This is a genomic window from Cyclobacterium sp. 1_MG-2023, assembly GCF_030546805.1.
Lineage (GTDB): Bacteria > Bacteroidota > Bacteroidia > Cytophagales > Cyclobacteriaceae > Cyclobacterium.
Map to the genome: position 1 here is coordinate 1 of NZ_JAUOPC010000012.1, position 18,258 is coordinate 18,258.

General features: G+C 37.2%; 14 protein-coding genes. 9 read left to right on the forward strand and 5 right to left on the reverse strand.

Going from position 1 to position 18,258, the window contains the following annotated elements; all coding sequences use genetic code 11:
* Nucleotides 1-434: 434 nt before the first annotated feature.
* From Q4534_RS17790 to Q4534_RS17810, 5 genes are all read right to left on the reverse strand, one after another.
* The gene (locus tag Q4534_RS17790; RefSeq protein WP_303614504.1) at nt 435-881 is read right to left on the reverse strand and encodes a response regulator; all 447 of its coding nucleotides are present in this window, start codon (nt 879-881) and stop codon (nt 435-437) included.
* Complete coding sequence (locus Q4534_RS17795) at nt 871-1,335, reverse strand: AraC family transcriptional regulator (RefSeq protein WP_303614505.1); 465 nt, start codon at nt 1,333-1,335, stop codon at nt 871-873. The genes Q4534_RS17790 and Q4534_RS17795 overlap by 11 nt, the downstream gene beginning before the upstream one ends.
* 625 nt (nt 1,336-1,960) lie before the next feature.
* A complete protein-coding gene (locus Q4534_RS17800) occupies nt 1,961-2,143 on the reverse strand; it encodes a hypothetical protein (protein WP_014022971.1) in 183 nt (60 codons plus the stop codon).
* 280 nt (nt 2,144-2,423) lie between these two features.
* Nucleotides 2,424-2,579, reverse strand: a complete 156-nt coding sequence (locus Q4534_RS17805; RefSeq protein WP_303614506.1) for a DUF1328 domain-containing protein — start codon at nt 2,577-2,579, stop codon at nt 2,424-2,426.
* Nucleotides 2,580-2,733: 154 nt separating this feature from the next.
* Nucleotides 2,734-4,011 (reverse strand): sorbosone dehydrogenase family protein, encoded by a 1,278-nt coding sequence (locus tag Q4534_RS17810; protein ID WP_303614507.1) that lies wholly within the window; start codon nt 4,009-4,011, stop codon nt 2,734-2,736.
* 358 nt (nt 4,012-4,369) lie between these two features.
* Here Q4534_RS17810 and Q4534_RS17815 point away from each other — a divergent pair, with 358 nt between their 5' ends.
* The 9 genes from Q4534_RS17815 to Q4534_RS17855 all read left to right on the forward strand — a co-directional run bounded on the left by Q4534_RS17815 (nt 4,370) and on the right by Q4534_RS17855 (nt 18,077).
* Nucleotides 4,370-6,211 carry an FAD-dependent oxidoreductase gene (locus Q4534_RS17815; protein ID WP_303614508.1) on the forward strand — a complete coding sequence of 614 codons (1,842 nt, stop codon included), beginning with the start codon at nt 4,370-4,372 and terminating at the stop codon, nt 6,209-6,211.
* Between the two features lie 86 nt (nt 6,212-6,297).
* Nucleotides 6,298-8,289 (forward strand): SGNH/GDSL hydrolase family protein, encoded by a 1,992-nt coding sequence (locus tag Q4534_RS17820; protein WP_303614509.1) that lies wholly within the window; start codon nt 6,298-6,300, stop codon nt 8,287-8,289.
* A gap of 99 nt (nt 8,290-8,388) precedes the next feature.
* Complete coding sequence (locus tag Q4534_RS17825) at nt 8,389-9,480, forward strand: sulfatase-like hydrolase/transferase (RefSeq protein WP_303614510.1); 1,092 nt, start codon at nt 8,389-8,391, stop codon at nt 9,478-9,480.
* Nucleotides 9,481-9,547: 67 nt separating this feature from the next.
* Nucleotides 9,548-9,805, forward strand: a complete 258-nt coding sequence (locus tag Q4534_RS17830) for a hypothetical protein (protein ID WP_303614511.1) — start codon at nt 9,548-9,550, stop codon at nt 9,803-9,805.
* 242 nt (nt 9,806-10,047) lie between these two features.
* On the forward strand, nt 10,048-10,944 hold the full coding sequence (locus Q4534_RS17835; RefSeq protein WP_303614512.1) for a diacylglycerol kinase family protein: 897 nt from the start codon (nt 10,048-10,050) through the stop codon (nt 10,942-10,944).
* Between the two features lie 805 nt (nt 10,945-11,749).
* Nucleotides 11,750-12,187 carry a hypothetical protein gene (locus Q4534_RS17840; RefSeq protein WP_303614513.1) on the forward strand — a complete coding sequence of 146 codons (438 nt, stop codon included), beginning with the start codon at nt 11,750-11,752 and terminating at the stop codon, nt 12,185-12,187.
* 131 nt (nt 12,188-12,318) lie between these two features.
* Entirely contained in the window at nt 12,319-13,404 is a 1,086-nt protein-coding gene (locus tag Q4534_RS17845; RefSeq protein ID WP_303614514.1) for an efflux RND transporter periplasmic adaptor subunit, read from the forward strand.
* 25 nt (nt 13,405-13,429) lie between these two features.
* Complete coding sequence (locus Q4534_RS17850) at nt 13,430-16,657, forward strand: efflux RND transporter permease subunit (RefSeq protein WP_303614515.1); 3,228 nt, start codon at nt 13,430-13,432, stop codon at nt 16,655-16,657.
* Nucleotides 16,647-18,077 (forward strand): TolC family protein, encoded by a 1,431-nt coding sequence (locus tag Q4534_RS17855; RefSeq protein ID WP_303614516.1) that lies wholly within the window; start codon nt 16,647-16,649, stop codon nt 18,075-18,077. The genes Q4534_RS17850 and Q4534_RS17855 overlap by 11 nt, the downstream gene beginning before the upstream one ends.
* Nucleotides 18,078-18,258 lie beyond the last annotated feature (181 nt).

Below are 18,258 nucleotides of genomic sequence, written 5' to 3' on the forward strand. Positions count from 1 at the left end.
GAAATGGCACAGTTTAAACCGAAATGCCTGGCACAGTTTGACCGAAAAGGGTGGCACAAATCAAACCGTTATATCCATTTACTAACTTTAGTCTATATTTTTTTGAACAATCCTAAGATATTGATTATCAATTAATAGATCAATTGGGCACTTTTTGAAATGATGTAGTGAAAAAATGTAGCTTAAACAGTTTGAAATACCCAAATGCAGTAGGAAAAATGTAAGACAGGTAAACAGTAACCCTATAAACTATTGAAAAAATTTAACCGTAACCTGCATGATTCAAAATCCCAATAGTTGAATCAGCCTTTTAAAGGTTTGTAAATTAACATCGTACCTATTTCCTGTATTAATAAGCCTTAAAATATTAAGAAGTTACTTCCTAATTAAGCGATAACGTAAGTTTTCAATAATTTTTCAATTTAATCATTGGCCTAAAAGCGAAACAAAAAGGTATTTCGGTTCATGTTTGAGGTATGGTATTGCCAATTGATTTGAAGCACCTTTTCAATCACTTCCTTAAGTTTGTTAAAACTACTTGGTTTATTGATGTAAATATTGGCTCCATAAATAAAAGTATCTTCAATATCCTGCTCTGTAGAGGAAGTAGAATAGATTGCTATTGCCAGGTCTTTGAAAGCTAAATTTTGACGAATTTCTCTTAAACATTGCATCCCGTTTTTTACCGGCATATTTAAATCAAGAAATAACAAATTAGGTCTTTCCATTTCATTCGAAAAGAGGTAATCCATTAACTCTTGTCCATCCTTAAAAAGTGAAAGCTTTGTTTTAATGGAAAGTTGTTTGATGGCCTCTCCAAACAAAAACCTATCATCTTCATCATCATCTGCCAGCACGACATTTAGAAAATTATTTTCCATTAACTAGTTTTATGGTTTGACCATTTAAAGCTATCATGTTCTTTTTTCGTTCCATTATACGTTGAAAACTGCTTGGCGTAAGACCTGTAGTTTTCTTAAATTGACCTGATAGGTGGGAAACACTACTGTAATTCAATCGAAAAGCAATTTCAGTTAAGTTCAAATTACCTTCTTGTAACAACTCCTTTACCAAGTCTACCTTTCTTAATATTAAATAATTTTCGATTGAGGAATATGTATTTTCAGAAAACACTGAAGACAAATAAGAATAGGTATAGCCTAGTTTGTCCGACAAATAGCTGGAAACCTTTAAATGTCTAGCATTTTCATCATTTAGCATTTCATCGATTGTGTTTTTAATTCGATCAACAAGGGTTTCTTTCTGATCATCCAATACCGTGATACCATACTTATTAAGTGAATGAATAATCGCGTTTTTTGTCTCTTTGGACATATCATCCAAAATTTCAAATTCACCAGTATTTATACTTGAGCATAGAATATTAAATTTCTCGAATTGCTCACGCACCAAGGTTTCGCAAACTACCTTGTAATTATATTTTAAATAAATTTTCATTAAACCTTTAAAATAGCGTTCAATTACCGTTTATTTTCGGAATCCTAAGCAAGATAAGCACAAATTCAATAGCGTATTTACATTATTTTACTAAAAATAAGGTATTTTATTTATTTTAAAAATAGCATATTATCCCAAAATATCCTTTAGTATTCATTTTCAATTATTTGGACAAGGTTTTTATTTCCCTTTGGGTATTCTTAATTTTCAAATGAAAGATCAAAAACCAGGTTTTTTTTTAAAAATAAAGCAAGTAATCTAGACTTTAGCATTTCTTAAAAGTAGTACCTAAAATTATTCCTTGATGCAATGGGGTGCTTGAAATTTATGATTTTAAGAATAAGGATAATTCATTCCTAACAGCACCTTTTGAAATCAGAAAAAATACTTGATTTAAAAAGTACCCTTATCGCTCTTTTAAAAAGTAATAAAAAAAGAGCGAATTTTCAAGTTTGAATATCCGCTCTTTTTTTAATGTAATATCGTAGTGAATCAATTGTAATTAGGTTGCATCATCTATTTCATCTTCTACCTCTTCAGCACCTTCTTTTATTGCATCTCCTGCATCATCTGCTGCCTCTTCAATTTTTTCACCTGCACTATCCTTTTTATCCCTACAACTAGACAATGAAAGGAACGAGGTAGTCATAAGTGCTAATAAAAAGATATTAATGTAACGTTTCATAATTTTTTAATTTTAGTTTACAGTTTTTATTTAAGTTTAAGTTGGTTACCCTTGGGATTTTACAATTATTGCTTTTTCTTCCATGCATATGATCAATTCAAATACTGCTAATTTTTTAATCTATTCATACACAGGAAATTGGTAGTTATGCTATCTGAGATCAACACCAATCTTGATGATTATTTTGGCGTATTGAATTTCGGTAATTTTAATCTAATAGGGTTTGATTTGAAACTGACCGGACATATCATCCGATCTAATTTAAATGACTTACATGTTTTTATTTCCGACCAAAAATCAAGGAAATTAAGAAAAGAACAACGAAAATAAAGAATATCACCTTGGCAATGGATGCAGCTCCTTCGGCGATTCCTCCAAATCCAAAAATAGCAGCAATTACAGCTATTATAACGAAAATAATTGTCCAACGTAGCATAATTTTTTAAGTTTAAAGTTGTTAAAATGGTTTGAAAATGAGTCGATTGTTATTATTAAAATTAATAAACTTGATCATAGCAAATGAACTCTATAGATCCTATTCTTGCTTCAATCGATTTAATAATATTTACAGTTGAAGAGCTTCCATCAAACTAAGAATCCGCTTCATTATAAGTTACCTTCCAAATAACACCGCCGTCGTCATCATTGACCAAAAGTGATCCGTCCGGCGAAACTGCCACACATACCGGCCTGCCATAGACCTCTGTACCTTCCTCATTGGCTACAAATCCGCTAAGAAAATCAATCGGTTTTTTAGGCTTTCCATTGTCAAATGGAATAAATATCACTTTATACCCTGCCAAATCTTTCCTGTTCCATGACCCATGTTGCCCCACAAAGGCACCATTTTTAAATGAATTCGGAAATGCATCCGAGGTATAAAAGGTTAGCCCCAATGAGGCAGTGTGACTACCCACAGGTACATCCGGAATTATTGCTTTCGCTACCAAATCTTCATGTGGGTCATCTTTCCATCTGGGATCTTTTATCTGACCATAATAGCTATAAGGCCAACCGTACCAACCTCCCTTTTTAACACTTGTTACATAATCGGGCACAAGGTTGTTTCCCAATTTGTCCCGTTCATTTACTGCGGTCCATAGTTCCCCGGTAACAGGATTAAAATCCATTCCTACAGGATTTCTAAGTCCATCAGCATAAATAATTTCACCAGACCCATCCGGGTTTATTTCTATAATATTGGCTCTCCTATGTTCTTTTTCCATGCCTTGCTCCCCTGCATTACTTGCAGAACCAACAGAAACATAAATTTTGCTCTTGTCCTTACTGGCTATTATATTCCGGGTCCAATGATTGTTATACCCACTAGCTGACAAGTCCAACATCTTTTCGCCTTTTCCTTCGATTTTGTTAGCACCTTCTTTATAAGGATACCGATAAAGACCATCTGTATTGGCTACATAGAAATACTCACCCAACACCAGCATACCAAAATTCTGATTCAAGTCTTCTAAAAAGACATGTTTCTCATCTATTATGCCATCATTATCGGTGTCACGCAATAACCTTATCTGGTCAGCACTGTTTTTAGTATTGGATTCAGCGACAAATACATCCTCATTTGGAGCGATATAAGTCCATCTCGGGTGATCTAAACCTTCAGCAAACCTGCTCACAGTGAATCCTTCAGGCGCTTTGGGACCTTTTCCTTCCGGCCAATCTACTATTTCGCTACGATTGGTTACAGAAGTTGAGCTATATGGAGCAGGTAAATTTAGCTCCCCTACTGCAGTCTCTACAGTCACACTATCTTGCTTAGCAAAATCCTCTTTCTCTGATTCTGTTAATTTTCTTCCCTTACATCCAATACCGGAAATAATTAAAAGAACTAATAATATAATTTTCATTTCAATTGGTTTTTTAAGGTCTAATTCTATACTGAATAACAATGGGTATGTGATAGAAATACCACAGAATGAATCAATTAGAAACCCTTCTCGAGTAGGATAATATTAAAGGCCCTAATTATCGACAATTAGAAACTTCTGTCTTGTAAATTAGAATTGTTATTACCCTATTGGAACAAATCCTATACCATTATTAAAAAATGTTAAAAAAAAGTTTGACCACCTTCACTTAAGAAGAATTCGTTAAGCATTTCCAATTCAGCACAAAAATTAGGAAATAAATAATGTAATTTTAAGATTCGAAGTAAAATGAAGAACACAGGAAATAACATTTGAATCAAGCAAAAAAGCTAAATTCATGAAACAACTAAATTGTGACCTATTAATTGCAGGCGGAGGTCCGGGAGGAATACCTGCTGCCCTTGCAGCTGCCAGAAATGGCGCTAGAGTTATTCTTTGTCAAGACAGACCTGTTTTAGGAGGAAATGCATCAAGCGAGGTCCGAATGCATATTGTTGGCGCAGATTGCAGCGGAAAAAGAGGGGAGAAATTATCAGTAGAAGCTAGAGAATCCGGGATAATCGAAGAAATACGGCTTGAAGCAACGGTAAATAATCCTCAGCGTGCTCCGGCGATATTCGACTTAATTCTGTATGATAAATGTAGAAGTGAGCCAAACTTAGATTTAATGCTCAATACCCGAGTCTATGCGACAGAAGTAAAGGGAACAACCATAAAAAAAGCATTTGCTAGAAGAGAATCTACTGAAGATGAGTTTGAAATAGAAGCTAAAATCTTTATTGATTGCACAGGTGATGGAACCATTGGAGCCTGTTCGGGTGCTCCTTTTTATGAGGGAAGAGAAGCAAAATCAAGCTTTAATGAGCCTCTGGCACAAAACGAAAGCGACAATTTAAGGTTAGGGTCCTCCCTCATGTTTCAGGCAAAAAAACATGATAAACCCATGCCATTCTCTCCCCCATCCTGGGCTCGAAAAATAAAAGAAGAAGACCTGGCACTAAGGCCGCACGCAACCCCTGCCATGGACATGGACTTGGGCTTGGAATATGGCTATTGGTGGTTAGAGTGGGGAGGAACCTTGGATACTATCAAAGACAATGAGCTCATTAGAGATGAATTATTGGCTATTTTATTGGGAGTTTGGGATCATGTAAAAAATGGAGGAGATCATGGGGCGGATAATTGGGCCTTAGAGTGGTGTGGATTTCTTCCGGGAAAAAGGGAGAGCCGTAGGTTTATGGGACAATATACCCTTAACCAAAATGATGTGCAAGAGGCCAAATCTTTTGAAGATGCCATTGCTTATGGAGGTTGGCATATTGACATTCATCCACCGGAAGGAGTAGATGCGATCGATAAATCCCCTTGCATCCACCATGATGTTCCTAATTTATACCAAATCCCCTTACGCACTACCATAAGTAAAAAGATTGACAACCTTATGTTTGCAGGAAGAAATATCTCTGCAAGCCATGTGGCTTTTGCCTCAACCAGGGTCATGGCCACTTGTGCTGTAGTAGGACAGGCTGTAGGTACAGCCGCTGCAATGGCCGGAAAAAGCAGCATATGTCCCGGAGACATCGTCTCCAATAGAGACTTACTTTTTAGCATTCAACAGCAACTTCTAAAGGATGATGTATTTATTCCCGGATTACTTAATCAGGACAAAAATGATTTGGCAAAAAAGGCACAAATCAGGGCAGACTCTGAACAAGAAGAAGGTAAAGCTATCAATATAATCAGTGGGCAGACAAGAAGTGTTCACGGCCATCGCGGTGTTCACCCTGATATTGCCCTTCATGGCACGCATCGTTGGATGAGTGAACCAATGGATGGTATGCCAGTAAGCATAGAATTATCTTGGAAAAAACCCAAAAATATCCGATTAATACAGATAGTTTTTGATACCGGAGCGCACAGAGTTTTGACCTTTAGTCTTGCAGATGAATACACTCAAAAAATGCACTGGGGAAGTCCGCAACCTGAGACCGTTAAAGACTATACCATAGCTACTTATTTAAATGGTCAGCAAAAGGAATCCTTGTCACAAAAAGGCAATTACCATAGGCAACGAAAACATGTCCTTAAAGGACATTCCATAGACACCGTAAAACTCACTGTATTGTCGACACAGGGCCTAGACCATGCGCGTATTTTTGAAATAAGGGCTTACGAATAAATTGAAAATCTCTATTAATGTTTGGCAAAACAATAGAATGAATTCTGTTTAATTGGCTCAAAATCTAATCAAAAACCATCCGATCAATGTTTAAAATTTATACATTTCTGGCTTTTCTTTGTTGCCAGCTCCTTTTTACTCAGGCTTATGCCCAATCCCAGCTTGACGATTCATTTGAAGCTGCTAAGCTTTCTACATGGAAAGGGTTTGAGCGTTATGACTTTAGTTTCCAAGGGAGAAAAGCCAGACTGGTTCTCCCTAACAAAGCACTCCCGGGCAAGCCATGGATTTGGCGGGCTAGATTTCCGGACTGGCATACTACTGCTGACAGTATCTTAGTAGCTGAAGGTTTTCACTTGGCTTATGTCAATACTGATAATCTTTATGGAAATAAAGAAGCTGTTAAGGTTTGGGATGATTTCTATTCACTACTGACTTCCGAGCAAGACCTCCAAAAACAAGTTTCTTTAATGGGAGTAAGTCGAGGAGGCTTATTTATATATAATTGGGCAAAGGCCAATGTTGACAAGGTAGCTTGCATTTATGCAGAAGCACCGGTACTGGATTTTAAAAGTTGGCCCGGAGGTTTTGGAAACGGTGAAGGCTCTCCAAAGGATTGGCTCCGGTTAAAGGAGGTTTATGGCTTTGCCACAGATGAGGAAGCAAAAAACTATGCCGACAACCCGATTGATAACCTCAATGAGTTGCCAACAAAAAGGGTACCTATCCTTCACATGATCGGACTTGATGATCAAATAGTTCCAGTAGAAGAAAATACACTTCCCTTTGTTCAAAATTACATAAAAGCAGGTGGACTGGCCACCATCGTAACATCTGTGGATGGGGAACAAAACCTAAAAGGACACCACTTCCCTATACAAACACCCAGATTGGTTGCAGACTTTATCAAGTACAACTCAATTAAAACCCAATCATTAGCTTCTGAAAATTACCACAAAATAAATGGAGGCATTCTAAATGCTTACCATAAATTCTCTAGCAATAAAACCAGCCGTGTTGCCTATTTAGGCGGCTCTATCACACACAATCATGGCTGGCGAGACAGTATAAATAATTTTATACAAGAACGGTTCTCTGGTACCTCCATTGAATTTATAAATGCCGGCATCCCTTCTATGGGAAGTACTCCTTCAGCTTTTAGGCTTGAAAGAGATGTCTTGTCCAAAGGTAAAGTGGATTTACTATTTGTAGAAGCTGCTGTTAATGATTCCGGAAATGGAAGAACCTCAAAGGAACAAAAGCGCGCGATAGAAGGAATCATCAGGCAGGCAAGAAATTCCAATCCTGAAATGGATATTGTAATCATGCATTTTGTAGATCCGGGAAAAATATCCCTTTACCGTGAAGGCTTGATACCGGAAGTAATTGTAAACCATCAAGCAGTAGCAGATCATTATGGCATTCCCACCATTAATTTGGCTAAAGAGGTTACAGATAGAATTGATGCCGGGGAATTTTCATGGGAAAAGGATTTCAAGAACCTTCACCCTTCCCCTTTTGGCCAAAGGATTTATGCCCATTCAATTATTACATTCCTAAGGAACAGTTTCAATAAAAGTAAACTTTCGAAAGAGGAAGCCATCCATTACACGGTTCCAACAAAATTGGATCCGTATGCTTATGATTCAGGATTTCTAGTAGATGTTAAGGAAGCAAAATTAGCCAAAGGTTGGCAACATGTTCCTGATTGGGAACCTGCTGACAATTTAAAAACGAGACCGAACTATGCAGGCCAACCATTTTTGATTGGTAAAAGTGGGGCCAAATCTTTGAAATTTAAATTCAATGGAACAGCTGTAGGTATTGCCGTGTCCGCAGGACAGGATGCTGCCACCATTCGCTATAGAATAGACAAAGGTGAATGGAAACAACTGGACTTGCTTACACCTTGGAGCAAACAGTTGCACCTACCTTGGTATTATACTTTGGCCAATGAATTACACAATGAGGCCCATCTTTTGGAAATCAGGATCCCGGATAATCTCAATGAAGGTTCACAACAAAAAGCATGTAGAATCAGGTATTTCTATGTAAATTCCAATCAAAAGACTAGGTAAACTAATTATTATTGTGAGAAGGTTAAGGGTTCACATTGCTTTATCAAGATTGTTTTAATATCATTAAATTCCATAAGATTAAATTTCAATAAAAAGAAAATGAAACAGCTATTCCTACTGTTAACGATTGGTTTCTTTATCAATTTTTCTCCATTACATGCTCAAAAACAAACCAAAACGGAAAACATCTTTTTGATCACAGTGGATGGGCTTCGTTGGCAGGAAGTATTCAAGGGAGCTGATTCCTTGTTTATTGATGACACAGGGATGGTTGAGAACACAGATGAACTAATGGCTAAATATTGGGACAGCGACCCAAAAAAACGCAGGAAGATGTTAATGCCATTTTTTTGGGAAAAGCTAAGCACTGAAGGACAATTGTATGGAAATAGAGTTTATGGCAATTTGGTTGACAACAGCAATACCATGCTATTTTCCTACCCGGGATACAATGAAGTGTTAAGTGGGTTTGCAGATGATAAAAGGATCAATTCAAATTCAAAAGTTAATAACCCCAATACAACTTTATTGGAATACTTAAATCAATCTACTGACTACAAAAACAAGGTTTTGGCCTATGGAAGCTGGGATGTGTTTCCATTCATAATTAATGAAGAAAGAAGTAAGGTCCCCGTTAATGCAGGTTTTGATTTGGCTGAAGGAATTAATCTTACGGATAAAGAGTTAATGATCAACAGGCTTCAAAGTGAAATTAGAGGCCCTTGGGGAGGGGTAAGGTTGGATGCTTTTACCCACAACTATGCTCTGGAAGGAATTAAAAAAAATGAACCAAAGGTCGTTTACATTGCTTACGGCGAACCTGATGATTGGGCACATGACAACGCATATGACCAGTATCTGTATTCAATTCACCAGTTTGATACCTACCTTAAAGAACTGTGGGATTATATTCAAAATTCTCCTCAATACAAAAACAAAACAACAATGATCATAACTACAGATCATGGAAGAGGAACAAATAAAAAAACTTGGACGGGGCATGGATCCTCCATTCCTGAAGCCAAAGAAATATGGATGGCAGCCATCGGCCCAGATACTCCAGCGAAAGGTGAGATGAAAACCAAAGGTTTATGGCATTCTTCCATGATAGCCAGAACCATTTTCAAACTTTTAGGAACAGAATATCCGGATGCAAAGGCTGGGAAAGTTATCAATGACATGATTAGATAAAAACCTACGTCCATGATAAATCATTGAAAATACTTCAAGATAGAGTAACCAAAAAAAAATTTAAACAATGGATAAGCTTCCCAAATACATTCCTATTGATTGTTTATTTGTTGACAGATTACAAGATTGGGCCACCAGAAAAGAGCTAGTTAAAATCGTCTATAGAAATAAAACGAATGACGATATCAGTATCAATACTCGGATTAAGGATATTTATACTAAAAACAAAGAAGAATTTATTGTTTTGGAAAACAAAGTGACATTTCGTCTTGATCAGCTAATCAGTGTTAATGAACACAAAGTTGGAAGTTGCCGCATAGATTAAATGAAATGCCTTGAATACTGGTTTTTGGCAAAAATCAACTAAAAAAATCAGATAAATAAGAAACTTTCCACGACCGAAATCAGTAAAACTCTCTGTGAAAAATATTATCTTAATAGTTAAAATATTGGCACGGAATAAGCTGGTCATTGAATACTCAATAATTCGAAAAATAATCGATTTATCAAGCTTTTACCAATTCAGTTGGCTTCAATAAAGGATTGTTTTGTCTATAAAATACTAATATGAACCTTCTCTTCATTGTCAATCCCGTTTCAGGGGATGTAAATAAGGAGCCTTTTTTAAATAAGGCTTCAAAATTATGTCAAAAATATGGTATAACTACCCAAATTTTTAAAACAACAGGTAAAGATGATGAAAGAAAGGTAAAGGAAATCATCAATTCATTTGCCCCAGACAGGGTTGCCTCTGTGGGCGGGGATGGAACAACCTTGTTTTCGGCCATTGCTTTAATGGAAAGTAAAATCCCTATGGGAATCATTCCTTTGGGATCAGCCAATGGAATGGCAGTGGAATTAGGTGTACATTCTAATCCTATGGAAGCCTTAAAGGATCTGATTATGTCCTCCATGATCAGGGACTTGGATATTTTAAAGGTCAACGACAAACATTTTTCTATCCACCTTGGCGATGTAGGCATCAACGCTGAAATAGTGGCTTCTTATGAAAAAGATCCAAACAGAGGAATGGCCACCTACGCAAAATATTTTATAGACGAACTAACCAGAAATGATCCTTTTGAGGTTGAGGTAGATACATTGGATAAGACAATTGTTGAAAAAGCGGTAATGGTAGGCATTTGTAATGCTAAAAAGTATGGTACCGGCATTCCGCTGAATATTGATGGGAACCCAATGGATGGCAAATTTGAAATTATACTGGTAAAGGATCTCAACACCCAATTCTTAATCAATGCCGGTCTTTCCAAATTCAATGACATTTTTTATATGAAAGAAAACATCATTGCCATCTGTACGGAAAAAGCAGTATTAAAATTTAAAAAACCAAGGTTGCTTCAACTAGATGGTGAGGTGATAGGGGAATTTAAAGAAATAAATGTTGAAATAATTAAAGGAGCCACAAAGCTTATCACTTCCACAGACAACCAATATGTCCAATGATTAATAAGCTTTTTGCCCGCTTCATTCCATAGCAAAGGAAACTATTCTTTCATCAAAAGAATCTACCTTAAATTCTTAACCAAGAATACAAATCAATTTTTGAATTAACAGTGATATGAAATGCTCGACATTTAATTCATAATAAATTGGATAATTGAACCCGGATTATGTAATAGGATTCGTGATGAGTGTTGCAATCGCAAGAAAATCAGGCTGTTTTGATATTTTAGCATAGCACCGCTATGGTGAAATTGAAAACAGCAACGAAGTGGCTGATTTTGAAGCGATTTCAGCACGTAATAGATTGTCTATTGCATATTTCGGGTTGAACATTCAATATTACACTGATTGGCTTAAATTTCGTCTATTTCAACCCAAAGCTATAAATGCTTTCATCCATTCAGATTTTAGGATTATGTAATAAGGGCTAGACTTTATTGCCATTATAGTAATTATCTTGTAAAAGACCTGTGTTTTTATTACTTCCAAATGGAAAGGTTTTAACCGTAATTATACCATTAAAACTAAAATTTAAACTTTAATATTTATGGATCAGTAATCTCTCCAGTCAATAAACAACAACAGTTAAACATTTGTTTTACAAGTATTTAAGCCACAAATATTCTATTCTACTATTGTTAATTAATCAACAAACTCCATAAAATGGTGGGCTCCAATTTTATATAAAATCACAGTTTGAGAACCATTGCATACGGAAATCTCAAAATAATCAAAATATATTTTATGTAAAAAAACCTTAAAACGTTATAAATTATAAAATATTTTTATAGGTTTGTTGATCTAAATGAAAAGTAATAGACATTTTATAAAGGATTCTGTACAGAACCCCATCTATATCGGGGCTTCTTTGGCTGTGTGCTTTTTAATGCTTCTTTTCAGCCCATTAGTTATTCAAGGAAGTTCTTTGAATGACGATTCGGGGGATTCTAGCCAGCAAATCACTTATCTATCTGCCAATGATATTTTAAGTGATATACACTATTTTTTGCATTTACCATCTGAAGGAGACTCTCCGGAAGAACAGGAAAATGAAAGCGAAAATGAATCTAATAAAACCTTAGACGAAGACAATGAACACTTCACTGTTAATACCGCTTTTTTCTCAAAGCTGGGTTACAATTTGGAAAAATCTTTATTTTCCCAGTTGAACCTCTCCAATCATAACAGATCAAGGATTTCACTCATCATTCTTCACCATTCCTGGAAGAGTTTTCTCATTTAATTTTTTTTAGCTCATTAATACCATCATTGGATCCACTCCGATGATATCATCCAAGCCTTTTATTTCCAGTAGGTTTTCATCTACTCAAGGGCTATTTATATCAATTTTTATAATAAAAAATCATAATCATTATGAAGAGGATATTGATTCTCATCTGTTTACTAGCCATTCTAGGCAATACTGCGTGCCAGCATAAGAAAGAAGCTGGACACCCGGAGTCCACCTACCGGATTACAAGTCCAATAAAAATGGATACAGTGGTCTTTCAGGAATACGTTAGTCAAGTGCACTCCATTCAACATATAGAGCTAAGGGCACTTGAAAAAGGTTATTTACAAAAAGTATTCGTAGATGAAGGACAGTTCATTAAAAAGGGACAATTAATGTTTCAAATAATGCCGCTTATTTATGAAGCAGAAAAGCAAAGAGCTGAAGCGGAAGCCGACTTTGCTAAAATAGAATTTAACAACACCCAAAGTCTTGCAGACAGCAATATCGTTTCTTCCAATGAATTGGCGATGTCAAGGGCAAAACTTGCGAAGGCAACAGCCGAGTTAAATTTGGCCAAAGCGCATCTGGGTTTTACTGAAATCAGGGCTCCATTTGATGGAATAATGGGTAGATTTCATGTGCGGTTAGGTAGCCTTTTAGATGAGGGTGAATTATTGGCTACCTTATCTGACAATAGCAAAATGTGGGTTTACTTCAACGTCCCTGAATCCGAGTATTTGGACCTTGCAACCTCCACAGGTTTAGAAAACTTACCCGAAGTGCAGTTCAAAATGGCCAACAACCAAAACTTTGAATATGCAGGCCATATAGAAACCATTGAAGCTGATTTTAATAATGAGACAGGTAATATAGCCTTTAGGGCAACATTCCCTAATGATAAAGGTCTCTTAAGACACGGGGAAACGGGGAATATATTAATGCCTATTATTTTTAAAGATGCATTGATCATACCACAAAAAGCAACCTTCGAAATATTGGATAAAAAGTTCGTCTTTATTGTAGATGAAACCAATACCTTAAGGTCTACTGAAATCACGATCGCCCACGAAATCCCTCATTTGTTTATTGTGAGCGAAGGTCTTAAACCTACGGATAAAGTGCTTATTGATGGTCTAAGAAAAGTTAAAAACAACCAGACAATAAAGCACGAATTCCTAGATCAAAGAGATATTTTAGCTGATTTAAACCTGCTTCATGCAGAGTAAATTTAACCTATAAATTACTTTAGACATGTTTAGCAAGTTTATACAACGGCCGGTTTTAGCGATAGCTATCTCCCTGGCCATCATATTCCTAGGAATATTAGCAATTGCAACAAGGCCTATTTCGCAATTCCCTGAAATAGCCCCGCCAAGGGTAAATATATTTATCGCCTATCCCGGATCTAGTGCAGACGTTTTGGTTAAATCCACTTTAATTCCTCTGGAAAGAGCGATTAATGGAGTTAAGGGAATGCAGTACATTATTTCTGATGCAACCAGTGCCGGGGAGGCCACCATACAAATTATTTTTGAGCCGGGCACAGATCCGAATGCTGCAGTGGTGAACGTAAAAACCCGAGTGGATCAGGTGATGAACAATCTCCCGCCTCTGGTGCAAAGGGAGGGGGTGATCATCACACCTATCCAACCCAGTATGTTGATGTATGTGAACCTCTTCAGTACGGATAAAAAGGCAGATGAAAAATTTCTTTACAACTATGCCAACGTCAACATACTTCCCGAACTCCAAAGGATAAGTGGAATGGGAAGGGCAACAATCTTAGGTAGCCGGCAATACGCCATGCGGGTATGGTTAAAACCCGATCGAATGCGGGCCTATAATATTTCTACGGAAGAAGTTTTAGAAGCGATTGATGAACAAAGTGTCATTGGTAGACCGGGTAGACTCGGACAGAGTTCGGGAAAAACCGCCCAATCAATAGAATATGTATTGACTTATAAGGGCAGATTTAATTTACCTGAAGAGTACGAAGACATCATCATCCGAGCCAATCCTGAAGGAGAGATATTAATGCTCAAAGACATTGCAGAAGTAGAACTAGGTAGTGAATTTTTTGATATATACTCGAATAAAGATGGGTATCCTGCTGCTTCTATGGTATTGAAGCAAAATTTTGGTAGTAATGCCAGTAAGGTAATTGATGATGTAAAAGTTAAATTGAAAGAACTCGAAAAGGATTTCCCTCCGGGCATGACCTACGAGATCAATTATGATGTATCCACCTTTGTTGATGCCTCCATTGATAAGGTATTACATACATTAGTAGAAGCCTTTATATTGGTTGCTTTGGTGGTTTTTCTATTCTTAGGGGATTTGAGATCTACAATAATACCGGCCATCGCTGTTCCTGTTTCATTGATCGGGGCTTTTGTATTCATGCAAATTTTTGGCTTAACGATTAACATGATCACCTTATTTGCACTGGTGTTGGCAATTGGGATTGTGGTGGATGATGCCATTGTGGTAGTGGAAGCCGTCCATGCCAAAATGGAAGAAGAAAACCTAAGCCCATTCAAGGCTGTTAAGAAAGTGTTGGGTGAAATTAGCGGAGCCATTATAGCCATTACCTTGGTAATGACCGCAGTTTTCATACCCGTTGCCTTTATGACCGGCCCGGTTGGTGTATTTTACCGCCAATTTTCAATCACGATGGCCAGTTCCATTGTTCTTTCAGGTTTGGTGGCCTTGACATTAACTCCGGTATTGTGCGCCATGATCCTCAAAAACAATCATGGGAAGCCAAAAAGAAAATCTCCCATTGATCTTTTCTTGGACTGGTTCAATAGAAAATTTGATAAAGTCACTGATAAATACGAAGGTTTACTTAAGCTTATTGTCAACCGAAAAGTAATTACATACAGTATCCTTCTTGCTTTTGGATTAGGGATTTTCGTTGTCAATGAGGAGCTTCCAACAGGGTTTATACCAAATGAAGATCAGGGAATGATCTATGCAATTATTCAAACTCCTCCGGGCTCAACTTTGGAATTGACCAATGAGGTCTCCAGAAAACTTCAGGAGATTGCTGAGGAGATTGATGGCATACAATCTGTTTCATCCTTGGCAGGGTATGAAATACTTACAGAAGGAAGGGGCTCCAATGCCGGTACCTGTCTAATTAACTTAAAAAACTGGTCAGAAAGACATCACTCAGTAAAAGAAATTATTGAAGAGCTGGAAGAAGAGACCAAGGATTTAGGTGCGGTGATTGAATATTTTGAACCACCGGCAGTACCGGGATATGGAGCATCTGATGGTTTCTCTTTAAGGATGATTGACAAAAACAGTACTGTTGATTACCAAGAGTTTGACCAGGTAAACCGTGATTTTATGGAGGCCCTTAATAAAAGGCCTGAATTAACTGGCTTGTTTACCTTCTTTGCTGCCAACTATCCACAATTTGAGCTTACCATTGACAATAAATTGGCCATGCAAAAAGGTGTTTCTATTGGTAAAGCCATGGAAAATCTGGATGTTTTAATCGGTAGTACTTATGAACAAGGTTTTATAAGGTTCGGTAATTTCTTTAAGGTATATACCCAGTCAGCTCCGGAATACAGAAAGCTTCCTTCAGATATTATGAATTTATTCATCAAGAATGAAGAAGGAGAAATGGTCCCCTACTCTGCTTTTATGAAAATGGAGAAAAAGCAAGGACCTAATGAAATTACAAGATTTAATCTCTACACTTCCTCTTCAATCAAAGGAGTTCCAGCAGCTGGTTATACAAGTGGGGATGCCATTGAGGCCATTCGAGAAGTGGCCGCAACAACGCTCCCAAATGGCTATGACATTGCTTGGGAAGGACTTTCCTATGATGAATCCAGAAGGGGCAATGAAGCCATCTATATATTTATCGTCGTATTGATCTTTGTTTATTTGGTTTTGGCAGCGCAATATGAAAGTTTTATTATTCCTCTAGCAGTTATCCTTTCATTACCTATTGGTGTTTTTGGATCATTCCTTATGTTGAAATTTATGGGATTGGCCAATGATATTTATGCGCAGATTGGATTGATCATGCTGGTTGGACTTTTGGGAAAAAATGCGGTGTTGATAGTTGAATTTGCCATTCAAAAGCACCAGCAAGGATCTACTATCCTAGAAGCTGCTATCATCGGGGCAAAAGTTAGGTTCCGTCCTATTTTGATGACCTCATTTGCATTTATTGCCGGATTGATTCCGCTAGTCATTGCAACAGGAGCGGGTGCTATAGGCAACAGAACTATCGGTTCTTCTGCTATGGGTGGCATGTTATTCGGAACCCTTTTTGGGGTGGTCATTGTACCTGGGCTTTATTATATTTTCGGCAGTTTAGCAGAAGGTAGAACACTGATCAAGGACGAAGACGAAACGCCACTAAGTGAAGACTATGTTAAAAGTCAAGCAGATGCAAGCTTGCTTAAGAAACTAAAGAAATTATTGTCGAAAAAAGAACTTAAAGATGGCCAATAAATTCATAAAAAACACGACAACCCTATTGGTTTCCTTACTCATTGTGTGGGGATGTAAAACACCACAGGTGACAACAATAAATGAAAACAAGTCAGTTCCGGACAGTTTCAATACTTCAACAGACACTACCAACAGTGCCTTAACCAACTGGAGAACGTTCTTTACTGACTCTAATTTGATCTCTTTGATAGATACCGCCTTGGCCAATAATCAGGAGCTGAACATCCTGCTCCAGGAAATAGCGGTAGAAAACAATGAGATACTGGCCAGAAAAGGGGAATACCTTCCTTTTGTAAACCTTGGAGTGGGCGCAGGACTGGAAAAGGATGGCAAATATACCCGTCATGGAGCAGTGGATGAAAGTCTGAATATTAGGGAAGGCCAGGCCATTCCTGAACCACTGCCAGATTTTATGGTGGGGGCTTTTGCTTCTTGGGAACTGGATGTCTGGAAGAAGCTTCGCAATGGAAAAAAGGCGGCAGTAGCCAGGTATTTGTCCAGTGTTGAGGGTAGAAACTTTATGGTCACCAATTTGATTGCTGAAATTTCTAATGCTTATTATGAATTAATGGCTCTAGACAATCAGCTGGAAATAATTCAAAAGAATATCGCCATTCAAAGAAATGCTCTTCGAATCATTGAACAACAGAAACAGGCTGCTCAGGAAACTCAACTTGCAGTTAATAGATTTGCTGCCCAGTTGCTCAATACTGAAAACCTGCAATACGATATCAAGCAGCAGATTGTTGAAACAGAAAACTGGTTGAATTTCTTGGTAGGTCGATTCCCTCAACCCATCATCAGAAGTTCATCTGAATTCAATGACATTGCCATTGACGATATTCATTCAGGGATACCCTCTCAATTGCTGACCAATAGACCGGATATTAAACAAGCAGAATTAGCTTTAGAGGCAGCCAAATTGGACGTTAATATTGCAAGAGCCAATTTCTATCCTTCATTTAGCATTGAAGCGGGGGTGGGTTTTGGATCCTTTAATCCTAAATATCTCCTCAACCCTCATTCAATTCTGTACAATCTAGGAGGTGATTTAGTGGCTCCTTTGGTCAATAGAAACGCGATAAAGGCAACCTATAACAGTGCCAATGCAAAACAGTTGCAAGCTGTTTATAGCTATGAACAAACCATTTTACAAGCCTATATAGAAGTAGCAAATCAGTTATCTCAGATCGTTAATTCTAGTGCAAGCTATGAAACTAAGGCCAAAGAAGTGGATTTACTCAATCAATCAATCACCATTTCCAATAGCTTGTTCCGTTCTGCAAGAGCAGATTATATGGAAGTATTGCTAACCCAAAGAGAAGCGTTGGAATCCAGAATGGAACTAATAGAAATAAAACTAAGCCAGATGAACGCCAAAGTCAATGTATACAAAGCATTGGGAGGGGGCTGGAACTAGCAGTAAGACAGCTTATTTAAAATTTTATTCCTCAATTATTGATTAATGCTTAATAAGTAAAAGCCACTTGAAAGTTCAAGTGGCTTTTCTTTGTTTTAGTTTTACATTCAGCCTTGTTGCCTTCAATAATTTGTAGCATTCTTGATTGATTTGGCTGGCCAAGAAATTTTCAGGTTATTAA

What these genes read in the sequence shown, in the direction of transcription:
- Q4534_RS17855 (WP_303614516.1), top strand. Translation starts at nt 16,647, where the DNA reads ATGGCCAATAAATTCATAAAAAACACGACAACCCTATTGGTTTCCTTA.
- Q4534_RS17820 (WP_303614509.1), top strand. Translation starts at nt 6,298, where the DNA reads ATGTTTAAAATTTATACATTTCTGGCTTTTCTTTGTTGCCAGCTCCTT.
- Q4534_RS17810 (WP_303614507.1), bottom strand. Translation starts at nt 4,011, where the DNA reads ATGAAAATTATATTATTAGTTCTTTTAATTATTTCCGGTATTGGATGT.
- Q4534_RS17805 (WP_303614506.1), bottom strand. Translation starts at nt 2,579, where the DNA reads ATGCTACGTTGGACAATTATTTTCGTTATAATAGCTGTAATTGCTGCT.
- Q4534_RS17840 (WP_303614513.1), top strand. Translation starts at nt 11,750, where the DNA reads ATGAAAAGTAATAGACATTTTATAAAGGATTCTGTACAGAACCCCATC.
- Q4534_RS17800 (WP_014022971.1), bottom strand. Translation starts at nt 2,143, where the DNA reads ATGAAACGTTACATTAATATCTTTTTATTAGCACTTATGACTACCTCG.
- Q4534_RS17795 (WP_303614505.1), bottom strand. Translation starts at nt 1,335, where the DNA reads ATGTCCAAAGAGACAAAAAACGCGATTATTCATTCACTTAATAAGTAT.
- Q4534_RS17835 (WP_303614512.1), top strand. Translation starts at nt 10,048, where the DNA reads ATGAACCTTCTCTTCATTGTCAATCCCGTTTCAGGGGATGTAAATAAG.
- Q4534_RS17845 (WP_303614514.1), top strand. Translation starts at nt 12,319, where the DNA reads ATGAAGAGGATATTGATTCTCATCTGTTTACTAGCCATTCTAGGCAAT.
- Q4534_RS17825 (WP_303614510.1), top strand. Translation starts at nt 8,389, where the DNA reads ATGAAACAGCTATTCCTACTGTTAACGATTGGTTTCTTTATCAATTTT.
- Q4534_RS17790 (WP_303614504.1), bottom strand. Translation starts at nt 881, where the DNA reads ATGGAAAATAATTTTCTAAATGTCGTGCTGGCAGATGATGATGAAGAT.
- Q4534_RS17830 (WP_303614511.1), top strand. Translation starts at nt 9,548, where the DNA reads ATGGATAAGCTTCCCAAATACATTCCTATTGATTGTTTATTTGTTGAC.
- Q4534_RS17815 (WP_303614508.1), top strand. Translation starts at nt 4,370, where the DNA reads ATGAAACAACTAAATTGTGACCTATTAATTGCAGGCGGAGGTCCGGGA.
- Q4534_RS17850 (WP_303614515.1), top strand. Translation starts at nt 13,430, where the DNA reads ATGTTTAGCAAGTTTATACAACGGCCGGTTTTAGCGATAGCTATCTCC.